Annotated in this window: 19 protein-coding genes, 1 tRNA gene and 1 pseudogene; 11 read left to right on the top strand and 10 right to left on the bottom strand. The window is 61.3% G+C overall.

Annotated features, from left to right (window positions below; genetic code table 11):
- Positions 1 to 14: 14 nt before the first annotated feature.
- Positions 15 to 251 carry a hypothetical protein gene (locus ACJ2A4_RS11590; RefSeq protein ID WP_408872939.1) on the bottom strand — a complete coding sequence of 79 codons (237 nt, stop codon included), beginning with the start codon at positions 249 to 251 and terminating at the stop codon, positions 15 to 17.
- Between the two features lie 116 nt (positions 252 to 367).
- Here ACJ2A4_RS11590 and ACJ2A4_RS11585 point away from each other — a divergent pair, with 116 nt between their 5' ends.
- The 3 genes from ACJ2A4_RS11585 to ACJ2A4_RS11575 all read left to right on the top strand — a co-directional run bounded on the left by ACJ2A4_RS11585 (position 368) and on the right by ACJ2A4_RS11575 (position 4,610).
- Positions 368 to 1,441 (top strand): quinone-dependent dihydroorotate dehydrogenase, encoded by a 1,074-nt coding sequence (locus ACJ2A4_RS11585; RefSeq protein WP_408872938.1) that lies wholly within the window; start codon positions 368 to 370, stop codon positions 1,439 to 1,441.
- Positions 1,442 to 1,603: 162 nt separating this feature from the next.
- The gene (locus ACJ2A4_RS11580; protein WP_408872937.1) at positions 1,604 to 4,030 is read left to right on the top strand and encodes a DUF3772 domain-containing protein; all 2,427 of its coding nucleotides are present in this window, start codon (positions 1,604 to 1,606) and stop codon (positions 4,028 to 4,030) included.
- A gap of 94 nt (positions 4,031 to 4,124) precedes the next feature.
- A complete protein-coding gene (locus ACJ2A4_RS11575) occupies positions 4,125 to 4,610 on the top strand; it encodes a hypothetical protein (protein ID WP_408872936.1) in 486 nt (161 codons plus the stop codon).
- 30 nt (positions 4,611 to 4,640) lie between these two features.
- On the opposite strand, the gene ACJ2A4_RS11570 is transcribed toward ACJ2A4_RS11575, so the two are convergent.
- Genes ACJ2A4_RS11570 through ACJ2A4_RS11560 form a run of 3 tightly spaced genes read right to left on the bottom strand, consistent with a single transcriptional unit; the run spans position 4,641 to position 7,487 of the window.
- On the bottom strand, positions 4,641 to 5,654 hold the full coding sequence (locus ACJ2A4_RS11570) for a zinc-binding alcohol dehydrogenase family protein (protein WP_408872935.1): 1,014 nt from the start codon (positions 5,652 to 5,654) through the stop codon (positions 4,641 to 4,643).
- A gap of 41 nt (positions 5,655 to 5,695) precedes the next feature.
- Positions 5,696 to 6,880, bottom strand: a complete 1,185-nt coding sequence (ubiM, locus tag ACJ2A4_RS11565; protein ID WP_408872934.1) for a 5-demethoxyubiquinol-8 5-hydroxylase UbiM — start codon at positions 6,878 to 6,880, stop codon at positions 5,696 to 5,698.
- Between the two features lie 4 nt (positions 6,881 to 6,884).
- The gene (locus ACJ2A4_RS11560; protein WP_062509781.1) at positions 6,885 to 7,487 is read right to left on the bottom strand and encodes a nitroreductase; all 603 of its coding nucleotides are present in this window, start codon (positions 7,485 to 7,487) and stop codon (positions 6,885 to 6,887) included.
- Between the two features lie 199 nt (positions 7,488 to 7,686).
- Between ACJ2A4_RS11560 and hisB the strand changes: the two genes are divergently transcribed.
- The 8 genes from hisB to ACJ2A4_RS11520 all read left to right on the top strand — a co-directional run bounded on the left by hisB (position 7,687) and on the right by ACJ2A4_RS11520 (position 12,324).
- Complete coding sequence (gene hisB / locus ACJ2A4_RS11555; protein ID WP_408872933.1) at positions 7,687 to 8,283, top strand: imidazoleglycerol-phosphate dehydratase HisB; 597 nt, start codon at positions 7,687 to 7,689, stop codon at positions 8,281 to 8,283.
- Positions 8,280 to 8,684 (top strand): hypothetical protein, encoded by a 405-nt coding sequence (locus tag ACJ2A4_RS11550; RefSeq protein ID WP_062509785.1) that lies wholly within the window; start codon positions 8,280 to 8,282, stop codon positions 8,682 to 8,684. The genes hisB and ACJ2A4_RS11550 overlap by 4 nt, the downstream gene beginning before the upstream one ends.
- Complete coding sequence (gene hisH / locus ACJ2A4_RS11545; protein ID WP_408872932.1) at positions 8,669 to 9,307, top strand: imidazole glycerol phosphate synthase subunit HisH; 639 nt, start codon at positions 8,669 to 8,671, stop codon at positions 9,305 to 9,307. Before ACJ2A4_RS11550 ends, hisH begins: the two co-directional genes overlap by 16 nt.
- Positions 9,304 to 10,656 carry a 1-(5-phosphoribosyl)-5-[(5-phosphoribosylamino)methylideneamino]imidazole-4-carboxamide isomerase gene (hisA, locus tag ACJ2A4_RS11540; RefSeq protein WP_408872931.1) on the top strand — a complete coding sequence of 451 codons (1,353 nt, stop codon included), beginning with the start codon at positions 9,304 to 9,306 and terminating at the stop codon, positions 10,654 to 10,656. The genes hisH and hisA overlap by 4 nt, the downstream gene beginning before the upstream one ends.
- Complete coding sequence (gene hisF / locus ACJ2A4_RS11535; RefSeq protein WP_408872930.1) at positions 10,650 to 11,411, top strand: imidazole glycerol phosphate synthase subunit HisF; 762 nt, start codon at positions 10,650 to 10,652, stop codon at positions 11,409 to 11,411. Before hisA ends, hisF begins: the two co-directional genes overlap by 7 nt.
- Positions 11,412 to 11,415: 4 nt before the next feature.
- Positions 11,416 to 11,817 carry a phosphoribosyl-ATP diphosphatase gene (locus ACJ2A4_RS11530; protein WP_011252065.1) on the top strand — a complete coding sequence of 134 codons (402 nt, stop codon included), beginning with the start codon at positions 11,416 to 11,418 and terminating at the stop codon, positions 11,815 to 11,817.
- A gap of 14 nt (positions 11,818 to 11,831) precedes the next feature.
- A complete protein-coding gene (locus tag ACJ2A4_RS11525; protein WP_408872929.1) occupies positions 11,832 to 12,200 on the top strand; it encodes a histidine triad nucleotide-binding protein in 369 nt (122 codons plus the stop codon).
- Positions 12,201 to 12,248: 48 nt separating this feature from the next.
- Positions 12,249 to 12,324 (top strand) — tRNA-Glu (locus tag ACJ2A4_RS11520).
- A gap of 57 nt (positions 12,325 to 12,381) precedes the next feature.
- Here ACJ2A4_RS11520 and ACJ2A4_RS11515 read toward each other — a convergent pair.
- From ACJ2A4_RS11515 to ACJ2A4_RS11490, 6 genes and pseudogenes are all read right to left on the bottom strand, one after another.
- Entirely contained in the window at positions 12,382 to 13,410 is a 1,029-nt protein-coding gene (locus tag ACJ2A4_RS11515) for a tyrosine-type recombinase/integrase (RefSeq protein ID WP_408872928.1), read from the bottom strand.
- 17 nt (positions 13,411 to 13,427) lie between these two features.
- Positions 13,428 to 13,583 (bottom strand): annotated as a pseudogene (locus tag ACJ2A4_RS11510) (helix-turn-helix domain-containing protein); the annotation flags it as partial.
- Positions 13,576 to 13,776: a hypothetical protein gene (locus ACJ2A4_RS11505; protein WP_408872927.1), complete on the bottom strand. Its 201-nt coding sequence runs from the start codon at positions 13,774 to 13,776 to the stop codon at positions 13,576 to 13,578. The gene ACJ2A4_RS11505 and the pseudogene ACJ2A4_RS11510, both read right to left, overlap by 8 nt.
- Positions 13,773 to 14,069, bottom strand: coding sequence for a hypothetical protein (locus tag ACJ2A4_RS11500; RefSeq protein ID WP_408872926.1), 297 nt, complete (start codon positions 14,067 to 14,069; stop codon positions 13,773 to 13,775). The genes ACJ2A4_RS11505 and ACJ2A4_RS11500 overlap by 4 nt, the downstream gene beginning before the upstream one ends.
- Positions 14,066 to 14,251, bottom strand: a complete 186-nt coding sequence (locus tag ACJ2A4_RS11495) for a hypothetical protein (RefSeq protein ID WP_408872925.1) — start codon at positions 14,249 to 14,251, stop codon at positions 14,066 to 14,068. Before ACJ2A4_RS11495 ends, ACJ2A4_RS11500 begins: the two co-directional genes overlap by 4 nt.
- Positions 14,251 to 14,778, bottom strand: coding sequence for a hypothetical protein (locus ACJ2A4_RS11490; protein WP_408872924.1), 528 nt, complete (start codon positions 14,776 to 14,778; stop codon positions 14,251 to 14,253). The genes ACJ2A4_RS11495 and ACJ2A4_RS11490 overlap by 1 nt, the downstream gene beginning before the upstream one ends.
- Between the last annotated feature and the right edge of the window lie 208 nt (positions 14,779 to 14,986).

Genomic DNA, 14,986 nt, shown 5'->3' with positions numbered 1-14,986 from the left:
TTTCGGCCTGTCGATCAGTCTATCGGACCGATTTCCTCGCGGTGCCGCTTCAGACCATCCTGCGTGATGACGAAACGCCCGTCATCCCGCAGTTCCGACAGACCAAGCCGCTCCAGCCGCTCCAGACAGGGCTGGTCCTTCAGCCCTGTCGGTCGTCCCGTCGAGGCGCAGAGCAGCAACCGGTGCAGCGTGGAGCGGCAGCAGGTCTCAAGATAAGGCTCGTCATAGGATTCAGTGGATGCGTTGGACATGCCTTCGCATCTATCGCGTCCCCGTTCCCCCGCCAAGACAAATGAGCCCTCAACGGTGCAAGGCCGGAGCGCGAAGCTGATGCGCCGCACCGAAGATTAGGGTATGGAAACAACTCATGATCGACCTCGGAACGCTCGTCACCCCCCTCCTGCACCGCTTCGACACCGAAACGGCGCACGAACTCGCCATCCATTCCCTAGCACTCGGACTCGGCGGCCACGCCCCGAAGGACGTGCCGGCCCTCTCGACCCGCACGCTTGGCCTGCGCTTTCCCAACCCGATCGGCCTTGCCGCCGGGTTCGACAAGGACGCCCGCGCAATCCGTCCGCTGGCAAAGCTGGGCTTCGGCCATATCGAGGCCGGGACCGTGACGCCCCGCCCCCAGCCTGGCAATCCCGGCCCCCGCCTGTTCCGGCTGGTCGAGGACGGCGCGATCATCAATCGCATGGGATTCAATGGCTGCGGCGTGGACCGCTTCTGCCGTCGTCTCGCCCGCCTGCACCGCCCGATGCCCAATGGCAGGATGCGCGGCCCGACCGTCCCGCTGGGCGTGAATATCGGGATCAACAAGACCGGCTCCGACCCGCTGCGGGACTATCCGAACCTCGTGGCCCGTGTGCGCCCCTATGCCGACTACATCACAATGAACCTGTCGTCCCCCAACACGCTGGGCCTGCGGGATCTCCAGTCGGCAACGATGCTGAAAGAGCTTCTGGACGCCATCAACACCCGCAATCCGGAGCGCCCGCCGCTTCTGGTCAAGCTCGCGCCCGATCTGGACGACAGCTCCTACGAGCCGATCCTTGAAGCCGCGATCGAAGGTGGCGCGCAGGGCCTGATCCTGACCAACACGACTATCGCCCGTCCCGCGACCCTGCATGATCCGGCGGCCCGCGAAAGCGGTGGCCTCTCCGGCCGTCCTCTTGCACCGCGTTCGCGCGATGTCCTGCGGATCGTCTCGGGGCTGAACAAGGGCCGTCTGGCGCTGATTTCCTGCGGTGGCATCGAGACAGGCGAAGACATTCTCGCGCGCATCCGCATGGGCGCGGATATGGTGCAGATCTATTCGTCCTTCGTGCTTCAGGGCCCTGGCATCCTGCCCCGTATGAAGACGGAACTGCTCGACGCCATGCGTCGGGACGGGTTCGAGACGATTGCCGACGCCCACGGCGTTGACCGCCCGGCCTGAACCCACTCTTCAGGCATCGACCAAGGCATCTTTCCCATCCCGGAAAGGTGCCTTTTTCGTCTCCGTCTGCCTGATGAACAGGCCCACGGATATGTGATGATCGAACCCCCGCCCCTGCAAACCGTTGAAAATCCTTCAAGACACTGGACGGAATACCCACGCATGACCAAACGGCTTGTCGCGCCTGCCTCTTCAGACTTCCCGCGCTGGCGCTCCGGACCCGCTTTTGGACATGCGCTGGGATGTGTTTTTCTGGCTCTGGGACTGCTCTGCGCCGGACTGCTTCCTGCCCAGCCAGCGCTGGCCGCTGCACAGACGACGGCACAACCTTCCAAGGATGCGCCTAAAGACAACGCCAAGGACACGTCATCCGATCCCGGAAGCAATGCTGGCCTTGGGTGGAACGCGGTCTCTGCGTCCATCGACCATCAGCTTGATGACAGCGCCACGGTTCTGCGACAGGTCTTTGCCACGCTCAACCGCAAGGACGCGAATACGGGCAACAGTGAGCTCGACGACCTGTCGTCCCAGGTCCAGAAGGTCCAGCAGAACACGCAGGATGCGGTCACCCAGATCCAGTCCTATGACAGCATCACCGAATCTTTCCTGAAAATTCTTGGTCCCAAGGCCGCGGAAAACGAGGATCCGTCCGTCACGGCACAGCGCCAGCGGATGCAGCAGAACTCGCAATCCATAAAATCGGCGCTGATGCGGGCCAAGCTCTATAATCTTCAGGCCCAGCAGCTCAACACGGCCATCAATGCCCGTCGCACACGCCTGCAACACGCAGCCCTGTCTGAACGCACGGTCTCTCCGCTCGCCCCGCGCTTCTGGAACACGCTCCTGACCGAGCGCGCGGAGAACCGCTATTCTCTCCATGCGGGTGGCGTCCTGTCCGACTGGCTCTACCTTCTGATCGGCTGCGCGATCACTTTCGCGGCCATCGGTCTCAGTTCGCCGCTGATCCTGCGTCTGCTCAAGCGCTGCGGGGCCCATTTCCGCCCGGCGACGGAAGACAGCGTGAAGGAAGCCCTTTCCAGCAGCATCATCGCTATTACGCTGAATGGTGCACTGGAAGCACTGATGGCCACGCTGGTCTGGTTCATCTGGGCTGCAGCCGCTCTTCCTGATGGTGGCGGTCCGATCGGCGCGATCATTGGCGAAACAGTCCCTGTCTGCGGTTTCATCATTGGTGCCGGATTGCCGATTTTCGGTCGCAGCGGTGTCCTCGCCCAGGGCAATCCGGGCGAACGCAAGGCCCTGCGTGGCGTGGACTGGATTCTTGCCGTCAGCATCCTGCTGCTGGATCTTCTCCGGGCCTTTCAGGCTCAGGATGCTTTTGGCCAGACCCTGCAGCTTCTGCTGGAAATCGTGTTTTCGATCGCCATTGCGGTCTGCGCCGTGGATACTTTCCGCAGGCTTTGCAACCAGAACGATACCCGCGGCTTTGCACCGTCTGCGCTGGGTGTCTCCAGTCTGCTTCTGGCCGTTACCGTCATTTCCATCTTGCTGGGCTATGTGGCTTTTGCCTTCACTCTCAATGGGTGGCTGCTGTCGCTGGGCACTGGTGTTGCCATCGTCACGCTGCTGGGCCTGTGCTGGCGTGATGTTCTGGACCGCCTGTTTTCCGAGAACGGCTTTTTCAGCCGCCGTCTGGTTCTGCTTGGACTGACACAGCGGCGCCTGTCCCAGATCAGCGTTATCCTCTCCGGTCTTGGCAATGTGCTGCTCCTGCTCCTGCTGTTCTCCATCGCCCAGACGGATGGCAGCTTCAGCGTTGCGGACATCACCAATCGACTCTGGCTGCTCTTTGTTGGCAACACCATCCATGGCGTGAAGATTTCGCTGGATATTGTGGTGCTGGCCATTGTTCTGGTCGTGGCAGCCTATTACGCCATCCGCCAGACCCGCGCCTGGATCCGGGACCGCTTCTTTCCCACCACCCGGCTGGATATCGGCAGCCGTACTTCGATCCTGAGCATCTTTACCTACTGCTCCTGGATCATGGTTGGCCTCGGCATCCTGTCCATCGCCGGTGTGTCCGTGCAGAACCTGACCTGGGTGGTCAGTGCCCTCTCCGTTGGTGTCGGTTTTGGCCTGCAATCCATCGTGCAGAACTTCGTCTCGGGCGTGATCCTGCTGGCGGAGCGGCCTGTCCGCGTAGGTGATATGGTCGAGATCGCGGGAACACGCGGTGACGTCAAACGCATCAGTATCCGTGCCACCGATATCGGCCTGAGCGATGGCTCGATCATGATTGTCCCGAACTCCCAGTTCATCACGACCAGCATCAAGAATGCCACCCTGAGCGGTGCCACGGGCGTCCTGACCCTGACGTTCAAGATTCCTCTGACGACTGATCCGGAAAAAGCGAAGGCCATGCTGCTCGAAGTCGCAGCCCATCGTGACGAAGTCCTGTCGGCCCCCTCACCGAAGGTCCGTGTCAGCGCCATCGCCGGCGACAGTCTGACCATGACCCTGAGTGTTGCACTGGTCTCCGCCCGCGATGGTGGCAGTGTTCAGGATGCCATTCTCTTTGACGTGTTCCGTCGTTTTCATGCCGAGGACGTCGCCATTACGACAGCATGATCTGAAAATACTTTCCGAGACTCCAGTCGATACTCGATTTTCCAGCGGAGTGGCTCTAAGGTCACTCCGTTCAGAGAGGCCAGGATCAGAACCGATGCCGTCCCCGACAAATATTTCCGGAGAAAAGCCAGCCGGACAGGTCTTTCACCTGCCTGTCCGCTCAAAGATGCTTTCCATGGCGGAAGCGGCAGCCCATCTGGGCCTGCCCGAACGCCGGATGAAGCTGCTGTCGCTTCTCGGAACGGGACCGGCCCGCACGCAGACGCCGGACGGAAAAATCGCCTATCGTCGCGAGGATCTGGAACTCTACCTCACCGCCCTGCATGAAAAGGCCGATATTTCCGGTACGGAAATGACACGCCGCCGCTCACAGGCGGCCGCATCCCGCCAGCGTGCGCTGGAACTGGTGCAGATCGGCAACCGTACCGGTTTTCCCGATCCGGACCCGTTCATGATGCTGGCCACGGGCGCAGAAGCCCGCCAGCACGCCTGCTTTTTTATTATCAAGGTTATGGCGCTGTTCGGACTGATCATGCTCTGCATCTCGTCCACCCCGCTACTCCGGGCGCATTTCAACTGACAGATCAGCCTTGACCTGTCAGTTAAACCTTCATTCAAAACCGCAGAGTACGACCTTTCCGATCCCCTTACCGCTTTCGAGCAGTTCATGTGCCCGGCGCAGATTGGCAATGGTGATCGGCCCCAGCACTTCATGCAGCGTTGTCTTCAGCAGCCCGGCTTCCACCAGCGATGCGACCTGACCCAGGATCTTTCCCTGCGCCGCCATATCCGGCGTTTCAAACATCGGCCGTGCGAACATGTATTCCCAGTGCACGGACAGGGACTTGCGCTTGAACGGCATGATGTCGAATTCGCCCGGATCATCAATCAGCGCCAGCGCCCCCTGAGGCGCCAGAGACCGCACGATCGCGTTGCGATGCTCACCAGACGCCGTCAGCCCCGCAACATAACGCACCTGCGGAATCCCGATCCGGGCCAGTTCCTGATCAAGCGGCCGGCGATGGTCAATGACATGATGCGCCCCCATCTCGCGACACCAGTCCGTCGTCTCCGGACGAGACGCCGTGGCAATGACTGTCAGCCCCGTCAGACGGCGGGCAATCTGCGTGAGGATTGAGCCCACACCACCAGCACCGCCGATGATCAGGATCGCCTCCGGGTTCTCCATGTCACCCAGCCGCACGCCCAGTCGGTCGAACAGCAGTTCCCACGCCGTCAGGGCCGTCAGCGGCAAGGCAGCCGCTTCGGGATCGGACAGGGTCTTTGGTGCGCGTGCAATCAGACGCTCATCAACGGCCTGAAAACGCGCATCGCTCCCCTGCCGCTGCGCACTGCCAGCGTAAAAGACGCGGTCCCCGGCCCGGAAACCCCGAACCTGCCCACCGGTCGCAACAACCGTTCCCACGGCGTCATAGCCAAGCACGCGGGGTTCATCGCCCGGCGGGTCCATCGACCGCAGTTTCGTATCTACGGGATTGACCGAGACAGCCTGAATTTCCACGACCACATCCCGTGGCCCCGGAACGGGGGTCGGGATATCGAGTTCGACCAGCGCATCGGACTCGTCCATGCGGGTTGCGCGTCTGTGCCCGAAAGCTTTCATTGGAGTGATCTCCTAACTCGAAAAGAGCGCAGCCGGATGCGTCAGCCGTGGCGATCCATCAGCATGTTCGTCACCGCCGCCTTGAATGGCAGAAGACGGTTGGCAACAGCCAGTCCGGCCCGCCGTGCCATCAGGAACGGTGGCTCATCACGGGTATAAACCGTTGCAATCGCATTGGTTGCTGCAAAGAGCGGTGCGGTCGCCCGACGATGTGTCCGCTCGAAACGCGCCAGGACGGACGGATCACCCGCATCCCCCGGTCCGTCTGCAATCGCCCGCGCCAAGGTTTCCTGTCCCTTGAGGCCCAGATTGAACCCATGCGCCGTGATCGGATGCATCCCCACGGCAGCATCGCCGATCAGCGCCAGTCGTGGTGCCTGAAAGCGATGCGCATAGACCGCCTTGAGCGGATAGACGCAGCGTGCGCTCTCAAGCGTCATCTGTCCCATCCGTCCCTGCGTGCGGGCCGTAATGTCTTCACTGAACGCTTTGCCATCCAGCGCCTTGAGACGCGCGATTTCATCCGGCTCCAGCGTCAGAACGAGCGAAGAGCACGATCCCGGACGTTCATCGGGAGCAACAGGCAGGAGGGCAATCGTCTGCCCCTCGTCGAACCACTGGAGCGCGGTATTTGCATGGGATTCCGGATGCCGCATCCGGCAGACCATGATGTTGCGCTGGAAATCATGAACGATCGCGCCAATTCCGGCTTCGGCCCGCAGGCGTGAGAAACGCCCATCGGCGGCAACCAGCAGATCAGCCTCGATGCGCTCACCATTGGCCAGTACCACACCCGCAGAGCGGGTATCATGCCACGAACTGGCAATGGCTTCTCCGGCCCGGATATCCACGCCCGGCGTCCGGGCAGCAACACGATACAGGGCACGGCGGATCAGATGGTTTGCGACCATGTGTCCCAGCGCATCAGGCCCATCGGACGGGGCATCGAACAGAAGAGGCGGACTGCCGGTCTTTCCTGTTTCAATGCGGGCCGTGTACATCGGACAGATGCTGCCGGAGGGAATTTCGTCCCAGGCGCCGATCGCCTTGAGCCATTCCGACGCATGATGCGTCAGTGCGATTTCCCGGCCGTCAAAGGGTGGATCGGCCAGCACATCCACTGGCGACCGCTCGACAACGCAGACCCTGCGTCCGTCACGCCCAAGCGAAATGGCACAGGCAAGACCAACCGGGCCGCCACCGGCAACAATGACGTCGTAACGCATCGGATCAGCCGGCATCTGCAGGGAACTTGATGGCGTCTCCCTTCCAGATGGCCATGTAATCGTCGATGTCGGGGCGCTTGCGCTCATCCGAATGCTTTGCCGGTGTGCCTACAAACAGGAAACCGGCCAGACGGTGCGGCTCGGGCAGACCCAGCGCCTCAAGCAATGCGCGATCCTCACAGAACGGACCCGTTACCCACATCCCGCCGAATCCGGTCGCATGGAGCGCATTCAGGACGTTCATTGCTCCCGCTGCCACGGCCATTTCCTGCTCGATGACGGGGATCTTGCCTTCCGGCTGCAGATGCATGCCGAGTGCGATAATCATCGGCATGTTGGCAAAGCGATGATGCCGCTTGGTCTTCTTCGCCGCAGGAGCATCGGGCTCCTGCCGGCCCATGGCTTCCACCACGAGATCGGCAAAGGCCTCACGGTGCTTGCCCTTGATGACCGTATAGCGCCAGGGCCGCATCTTCCCGTGATCCGGCGCACGCAGGCCAGCGGACAGAATGGTTCGCAGTTCATCCCCCTTCGGCGGAGGCTCGACGAGATGGTCCGTCGAGGCGCGGGAGAGAAGGACGTCGAGGGGGGAATGATGATGTGCCATAATGAAGAAATATGGCCCGATCTCCTCGCCCCGCCAAGGGCAATTTCCAGAGTCCTTCCGATCAAGGCACAGTGAGCCTTGGTTGCCCCTCAATCCGCGAGGACGGTTCGGACAAAGAAGACGCCCATAATGGGGTTTTACGCCTTAGCCTCCACGGAGAGCGTGGAAATCCGCCTCATGCTGGTGTAGCAGGAAGAACATGAACGAAAGCCGCCACGCCCGCCTGCATCGCGCCACCAGCGAAACCGACATCACTCTTGCCCTCACACTCGACGGCCAAGGCCGCTCCGACGTGGACAGCGGCATCGGTTTCTTCGACCACATGCTGACGGCACTGGCCAAGCATGGTGGCTTTGACCTTGAGCTGAAAGCCAAGGGCGACCTGCATATCGACGACCATCATACCGTCGAGGATGTCGGCATCGTCTTCGGGCAGGCCTTCCGTCAGGCCATCGGCGACAAGCGCGGCATCGAGCGTTTCGGCCATGCCCTCGTGCCGCTGGACGAAGCCCTGTGCGAGGCGGTCGTTGATATTTCGGGCCGCCCCTACCTGGCCTGGAACGTCGTCTTCCCGCGCGAAAAGATCGGCACGATGGACACGGAACTGTTCGAAGAGTTCTTCCGGGCCTTCGCCATGTCCGCCCATATCGCCCTGCACCTGACCTGCAAGGCGGGCACCAATGCCCACCACATCGCGGAAAGCGGCTTCAAGGCCGTTGCCCGCGCCCTCAAGGTCGCTGTTTCGCACGATCCCCGCTCGGCTGGCGCCATTCCCTCCACCAAAGGCGTGCTGTGAAGCTCTACATTCCCTGCACGAAACCGGACGCCGCCGGACCGCAGATGCCTGTCATGGTGCAGGACGGATTTTCATGGCGCGTCCTGTTCTTCGGCTGGTTTGGCCTTCTGACCTACGGCGCATGGATTTCCGCCCTGCTGGCCGCAGCCGCCACCATGATCACGCTGCATGTTTTCATGGGCTTCTGGTCCCGGCTGGACCTGATCGTGGCCATCCATGCCGTACTCGCCAGCTTCACGGCTGAGATCCGCCTGTGGGAACAGCGTCTGAACGGCCGCGTAACCGGCACGCCGATCGCAGCCCCCAGCCGGGACATCGCCCTCCTGCGCTGGATGGACCAGCAGCACTACGCCGCCCCTTACGGCAGCACATCTCCGGAGTTTCCATGCGCGTCGTCGTAATTGACTACAATGGCGGAAATCTCGCCTCGGCCGCACAGGCAGCCCGCAAGGCCGCAATCCGCAAAGGGATCGAGGCCGACGTCGTCATCTCGCGCGACGCGACCGACATCCTGAACGCAGACCGCCTGATCCTTCCCGGACAGGGCGCTTTTGCCGACTGCGCACAGGGTCTTGGCCCCGAACTGCGCAACATGCTCGAAACCGCGACCGCCAATGGCACGCCGTTCCTCGGCATCTGCGTCGGGATGCAGCTCATGTGCGAATACGGCCTCGAACATGGCCGCACCGAGGGACTGGGCTGGATTTCCGGCAATATCCGCCGCATGGACGAGGCCGCAAATGCCGGTCTGCGCCTGCCACACATGGGCTGGAATACGCTTGACTTCACGCCCGGCGCGCATCTGCTAACGGATGGCCTCACGCCCGGCAATCACGGCTATTTCGTCCATTCCTATGCCCTGCATGACGGTGTGGACAGCGATCTGGTCGCAACCGCGCAGTATGGCACGCAGGTTCCGGCCATCGTCGCGCGCGGCAACCGCTGCGGCACGCAGTTCCACGTCGAAAAGAGCCAGGATGTCGGTCTGACGATCCTCGGCAATTTCCTGCGGTGGACCTCATGACCATCACCTGTGAACGCGTTGTCTCGCCGCTCTCGCCCGAAGATCTGGACGCGCTGATCGAGGCCACGTCTGCCGGTATTCTGGACGGCGGCGGCTTTGGCTGGCTCCAGCCGCCCGGCCATCAGGCTTTGGCCCGTTATTTCGAAGGCCTGCTGCTGGTGCCGGAGCGCAGCTTTTACCTCGTGCGTGAGAACGGCGTAATCTGCGGTGCGGGCCAGCTCGTCCGTCCGCCTTCAAGTTATGAAGCCCATGCCGCGACCGCCAATCTGACAGGCTTCTTTGTTGCCCCCTATGCCCGCGGCCGCGGTCTGGGACGCGCGCTGCTGGAAGCCATGCTCAAGGGCGCGAAGGCCATTGGCTGCAAGGTTGTAAACTGCGACATCCGCGAAACGCATGTCGCCGCTATCGGGCTGTTCCGGTCGTTCGGTTTCGAACACTGGGGGACCCATCCCTATTATGCACGGATCGGAGGGCAGACGGTGCGCGGACTTTTTCTCTCGAAACTTCTGGCAAACGAGAACGAGGCCGCCCGCTGGCAGTCCAGCATCGCCATGCCCGACACCAGCAGCGCGGCTTCAGACACAATGACCGATACACCCGCCCCGGCTCACGGCCTGACGCTCTACCCGGCCATCGATCTCAAGGATGGCGCCTGTGTCCGTCTGCGTCGTGGAGAAATGGAAGACGCCACCCATTATTCCGACGATCCCGGCGCACAGGCCAAGCTGTTCGCGGAAGCCGGCTGCCGACACCTGCATGTCGTGGATCTGAACGGTGCGTTCGCCGGTCGTTCCACCAACATTCCGGCGATTGAATCCATCGTGAAAGCCACGAACCTGCCCGTGCAGCTCGGTGGTGGCATCCGGGACATGGCCGCCATTGAACGCTGGCTCGAAGCCGGCGTCTCACGTGTCATCCTGGGCTCTGTGGCCGTCAAGGACCCCGAACTGGTCCGTCAGGCCGCCCGCGCTTTCCCGGGCCGGATTGTCGCCGGCATCGACGCCCGACAGGGGCGTGTCGCTACCGAAGGTTGGGCCGAAGTGTCCGAACTGGAAGCCAACGATCTCGCCCTGCGCATGGAAGATGCCGGTGTTGCGGCCGTGATCTTTACCGAAATCACGCGGGACGGCATGCTGGCCGGACTGGACCTTGAACAGACCGCGGACATGGCCCGTCGTCTCTCCATTCCTGTCATCGCCAGTGGTGGCGTCGGCAGTCTGGAGCATCTCAAGGCCCTGCACGATGTCGCCCGCGACGTTCCGGGCATTTCCGGTGCGATTGTCGGCCGTGCCCTGTATGATGGCCGTATCAAGCTCAAAGACGCCCTGGACGTCCTCGGCTCATGCTGAAACTCCGCGTCATCCCCTGTCTGGACGTCAAGGACGGCCGCGTCGTCAAAGGGGTGAATTTCGTCTCCCTGCGCGATGCGGGTGATCCGGTCGAGCAGGCCAAGCTTTACGACGCTGCCGGTGCCGATGAACTCACCTTCCTCGACATCACTGCCAGCGTCGAAAACCGCGATACCATCCTCGACGTCGTCCGCCGTACGGCCGAAGCTATCTGCCTGCCCCTGACCGTCGGCGGTGGCGTGCGCACCTGCGAAGACATGCGCCGCCTGCTTCTGGCGGGGGCGGACAAATGCGCCGTCAATTCCGCTGCTATCAAAAACCCCGCCCTGATCCGCGAAGCGTCCGAGCGCTTTGGCAGCCAGTGCATCGTTGTCGCCATTGATGCCCGCTCCAACGGCAAGGGCGGCTGGGAAGTCTATGCCAAGGGCGGTCGCGAACCTACGGGTCTGGACGTTGTGGAGTGGGCAAAGAAAATGCAGGATCTGGGAGCCGGCGAAATCCTGCTGACCAGCATGGACCGCGACGGCACGCGTGCAGGTTTCGATCTGGATCTGCTTCGTGCCGTCTGCGGCGCAGTGACTGTTCCGGTTGTCGCTTCGGGTGGCGTGGGTGAACTGCAGCATTTCGTGGAAGGCGCAGAAGTCGGCGCAAGTGGCCTTCTGGCGGCAAGTGTGTTCCACTTCGGCCAGTTCCGTATCGATGAAGTCAAGAACGCGCTGAACAAGGCCGGACTGCCGGTCAGGCTTGGAGAGTAAGACCATGGGAAAACCCGCCACCAAACCGGCCCCGAAGCCTTCGAAGCAGCAGGACGACAAGAAGTCCGACCTTCAGCAGGAACTGGTCCTCCAGCGCCTCTATGACACGGTCCAGTCCCGCCGTGGCACTGACCCGTCCCTCAGCCATTCCGCACGCCTGATGGCCCGCGGCCGCAACAAGATCGCCCAGAAATTTGGCGAGGAAGCGGTCGAATGCCTGATCGAGGCGGTCAACGGTAACCGCAAGGAACTCATCGGCGAAAGCGCGGACGTGCTGTACCACCTGATCGTCATGTGGGTGGACGCCGGCGTCTCTCCCGAAGACGTCTGGACGGAACTCAAGCGCCGTGAAGGCACGAGTGGCATTGCCGAAAAGGCGGCTCGCCCCAAGGAAAAGCTCGGCTGAAGAGGAAGCAGACCATGACCTACGATCCCGGCAACATCTTCGCTCGCATCCTGCGCAAGGAAATCCCGGCCCGCACCGTTTATGAAGACGACTTCGCGCTCGCCTTTCACGACATTGCCCCGCAGGCCCCGATCCATGTTCTGGTCATTCCCAAGGGGCCATACGCCTCCATCGCCGATTTCGGCGCAACCGCCTCTCCTGACGAAATCACGGGTTTCTGGCGTGCTGTCTCGAAAATTGCCGAAGAACAGGGCCTCACGCGCGAAGGCTTCCGTCTCATCAGCAATTCCGGCCCCAATTCCGGGCAGGAAGTCCCCCATTTCCACGTCCACCTTTTTGGTGGCGCGGCTCTTGGGCCCCTGCTGACACAAAAAACTTCCTAAATAAGACTTGCCAAGACGCGAGGGGCCGACTATCAAGCCCCTCGCCTCGTCCCATTCGTCTAGAGGCCTAGGACACCGCCCTCTCACGGCGGCAACAGGGGTTCGAATCCCCTATGGGACGCCAAGGAAAACCGCCAAAAACTGAATTACCCACAGTGCGCGTTCTGGTCCAGATGGACCACTACAGGGAAAAGTCATCTGCGATTGAGCGCAGATATGACGGGTCGAATTTGCGATAAACCCGCCGCAACGTGTCCGGATCTGTGGCCAGCCAGTCCGCTGCTTGATCAATCGGCACCTTGTCCATGGCAAACCAAGACGCAACGCTATGCTTCAGGTGATGGGGCGTTGGGCGCCATGTCAGTCCGGCACGCTCGCAAGCCTTGTTGAAAGACCATCGCAACCCATTGGGAATCGGCTTGCCGTGCCAATGGACCACATAGTCGCCATTGCTTAACTTGAACGCCTCTTCCATCTCCTTCCGCAACGCCTTGGTCATGGGAACGATGGCACGGCGCTTGCCAGTCAGTGCGCGGCCTGGCTCCTGAAAGTCGATCAGCCCCGTCTGCCAGTGAACGCGATCCCATGTCAGAGCGAGGATCGATCCCTTCCGCGCACCGGTGTAAATGGCAATGGCCATGAAGGTCCGAACGTGCGGTGTCTCACAGGCGTCGAGTAGCCTCTTAGCTTCGTCCTTTGTCAGGAATTGGTCTCGTGGTGCGCTGTCTCGTGGTGGCTCAATCTCTGGCGGCCGCACAAGAAATTCATCCTTCCATGCACGGCGCAGGCTGGCGCGCAGGACATTGAACTCGCGCCGTAGTGTGCCAGGCGAGACAAGATCAGCTGTAACCTTGCCGCCCTTCTTCTTAAAGCGCGTCGCAGCATACCGGTCCCATTCTCGCTGGTTGATCTGGTCGACACGAAGATGGCCCAGACTCTCATGCAGGGGTATGACCGCCTCTTCCAGCCGCTTGAGCGCTGATACCTTGCCGCGCCTGCTATCCACATAGCGTTTCAGGCAGTCGGCAAAGGTCATTTTGAGGGGAGCCTTTTCAAGCTCCCCCTCGAAGTCAGCTAGCGCCTGGCGAGCGCTCTTCTCGTCCTCAGTGCCTGTCGAAAGTCGCTTCCGCTTTCCTTCTTCCCACCAGACGATACACCATTTCCCGCGTCGCAGTTCGAGGTGCGGCTTGTCGTTCCGTGCGCGGGGCAATGGTAACTCCTGATGTAATCCTGAAAGGCTTCTTCGGTGACGCGGGTATTCTTCGGAATGCGGTAGGCTGCCAGACGTCCGGCCCGGATTGCGCGGCGTACTGTTTCCGGATGTTGGCCAGTCCTATCTGCTACCTCTTGGATAGTGAGGTAGCGCTCCAGCGTTTCACTCATCACCCCCTCCCTTCCGCGCTATCGTCCACCCCATACGGTCCAGCTCAACAATCACCCGCTCTGCATGCTCAAGATCGGGATCGAACCACTTGTCCACGTAGTATTCGCCGTCTGGATAATTGACCTGCAAGCCTGCGTCTCGAAGCGCTGATCTCATGTCGCTTGCTACGGCGGTTCTGACTTCTGCACTCATCCCCGTTCCTCCGCGTCCATGGCTGCAAGGGCTTTTCTCAATAGGCGGCGATTGACAGCACGCGGGAATTCTCGATTGAACTCATCTTCGCAGAATGTACCCAACAAGATCACGGTGTCTTGCTGCTCACACTCCGCCTCATGATCTCTGATTACAAACCACGGCTTGCCATCGCGCTCGTATTGGAAGCCTCCGATTGCACTGTCTCCCCATCGGGGGTCACGCCATTTTTGGGCCGAAATCATGGCATTTACACCAATCTCCAGCCGCTCCGTATCCGTCCGCCCGCTCATGCCGGGTCTCCTGCGGGCTTGCGTGCCTGCGCTTTTTCAAACTCGGCTATGGCTTGCTCAACTCTAATTTCTGCCTTTGTGAGAGCATTGATGCGCTCCTGAGCCAGCACGATGCCTCGCTGTTCGTCCGCGATCTGGATGCGGATGGCCCGTGTAGCGGCGTCCATGACATTCTTGTCCATCACACCCCTCCCTCGCGTGTGAGGGCGGCGCGGCTGTCATCCATGAAGCGTGTCGGGGAATGAATGACAGGCCGGGCGCTACCGGGGTTCATTGCCTGTATCTGCTTTTTAAGCGCGTCCCGCTCACCTTCCAACTCCTTCACCCTCGCCTCCAGCGCGGCGACGTTAGCGGGGCGAGTGTAGAGGGGAACAGGCCATGTGTTATCAGGATATCCGTACAGGTTCTGGACACGCATCCCTTTTCCTGAAGCTAGATACTCCAAGCCGCCATGGCTGACGTATCCGACCGGCTCCTGCCCTTCCGCATCCTTCCGGCGCTGTTCCGCTGCGCCTCGGGCTTCGGCTTCATGTACGACTTCAGATGCCCATTCATAGGCAATATCGCGCCCCATTCCTGTGTCGATCCAGTCGTTTGCTATTGCCCTGATCTGCGCATCCCGCGACCGGAACGCACTGCTCTGCACTTCACGTCCTCGGGCCATCATTTCGTTCAGCATGGCGTCGGTATCGTCGTAATCGTGGCTCATTTCGTGGCGCTCCGGACGGCATGGATGCAACACTCGACTGCGACGGCATATGAAATATCAGTCGGGTCAGAAGCCACATCTTCCAAGCGCTCTCCCTCACAGGCTTTCACGCACCGCTCCCTCTCCGCCGCCACAGCCTCGGCAAGCTGTTCGGCTGTGTAGAGGGGCGACCCATTAATTGGGGGATGGAATGAAAGATAACGTCCAT

The organism is Gluconobacter roseus, assembly GCF_046058915.1.
Taxonomy (GTDB): Bacteria; Pseudomonadota; Alphaproteobacteria; order Acetobacterales; family Acetobacteraceae; genus Gluconobacter; species Gluconobacter roseus_A.
The sequence above is the reverse complement of the archived record's forward strand: the minus strand, read 5'-3'. Positions and strand labels throughout refer to the sequence as shown.

What these genes read in the sequence shown, in the direction of transcription:
- ACJ2A4_RS11590 (WP_408872939.1), bottom strand. Translation starts at nt 251, where the DNA reads ATGTCCAACGCATCCACTGAATCCTATGACGAGCCTTATCTTGAGACC.
- ACJ2A4_RS11585 (WP_408872938.1), top strand. Translation starts at nt 368, where the DNA reads ATGATCGACCTCGGAACGCTCGTCACCCCCCTCCTGCACCGCTTCGAC.
- ACJ2A4_RS11580 (WP_408872937.1), top strand. Translation starts at nt 1,604, where the DNA reads ATGACCAAACGGCTTGTCGCGCCTGCCTCTTCAGACTTCCCGCGCTGG.
- ACJ2A4_RS11575 (WP_408872936.1), top strand. Translation starts at nt 4,125, where the DNA reads ATGCCGTCCCCGACAAATATTTCCGGAGAAAAGCCAGCCGGACAGGTC.
- ACJ2A4_RS11570 (WP_408872935.1), bottom strand. Translation starts at nt 5,654, where the DNA reads ATGAAAGCTTTCGGGCACAGACGCGCAACCCGCATGGACGAGTCCGAT.
- ubiM (WP_408872934.1), bottom strand. Translation starts at nt 6,880, where the DNA reads ATGCGTTACGACGTCATTGTTGCCGGTGGCGGCCCGGTTGGTCTTGCC.
- ACJ2A4_RS11560 (WP_062509781.1), bottom strand. Translation starts at nt 7,487, where the DNA reads ATGGCACATCATCATTCCCCCCTCGACGTCCTTCTCTCCCGCGCCTCG.
- hisB (WP_408872933.1), top strand. Translation starts at nt 7,687, where the DNA reads ATGAACGAAAGCCGCCACGCCCGCCTGCATCGCGCCACCAGCGAAACC.
- hisH (WP_408872932.1), top strand. Translation starts at nt 8,669, where the DNA reads ATGCGCGTCGTCGTAATTGACTACAATGGCGGAAATCTCGCCTCGGCC.
- hisA (WP_408872931.1), top strand. Translation starts at nt 9,304, where the DNA reads ATGACCATCACCTGTGAACGCGTTGTCTCGCCGCTCTCGCCCGAAGAT.
- hisF (WP_408872930.1), top strand. Translation starts at nt 10,650, where the DNA reads ATGCTGAAACTCCGCGTCATCCCCTGTCTGGACGTCAAGGACGGCCGC.
- ACJ2A4_RS11530 (WP_011252065.1), top strand. Translation starts at nt 11,416, where the DNA reads ATGGGAAAACCCGCCACCAAACCGGCCCCGAAGCCTTCGAAGCAGCAG.
- ACJ2A4_RS11525 (WP_408872929.1), top strand. Translation starts at nt 11,832, where the DNA reads ATGACCTACGATCCCGGCAACATCTTCGCTCGCATCCTGCGCAAGGAA.
- ACJ2A4_RS11505 (WP_408872927.1), bottom strand. Translation starts at nt 13,776, where the DNA reads ATGAGTGCAGAAGTCAGAACCGCCGTAGCAAGCGACATGAGATCAGCG.
- ACJ2A4_RS11500 (WP_408872926.1), bottom strand. Translation starts at nt 14,069, where the DNA reads ATGAGCGGGCGGACGGATACGGAGCGGCTGGAGATTGGTGTAAATGCC.
- ACJ2A4_RS11495 (WP_408872925.1), bottom strand. Translation starts at nt 14,251, where the DNA reads ATGGACAAGAATGTCATGGACGCCGCTACACGGGCCATCCGCATCCAG.
- ACJ2A4_RS11490 (WP_408872924.1), bottom strand. Translation starts at nt 14,778, where the DNA reads ATGAGCCACGATTACGACGATACCGACGCCATGCTGAACGAAATGATG.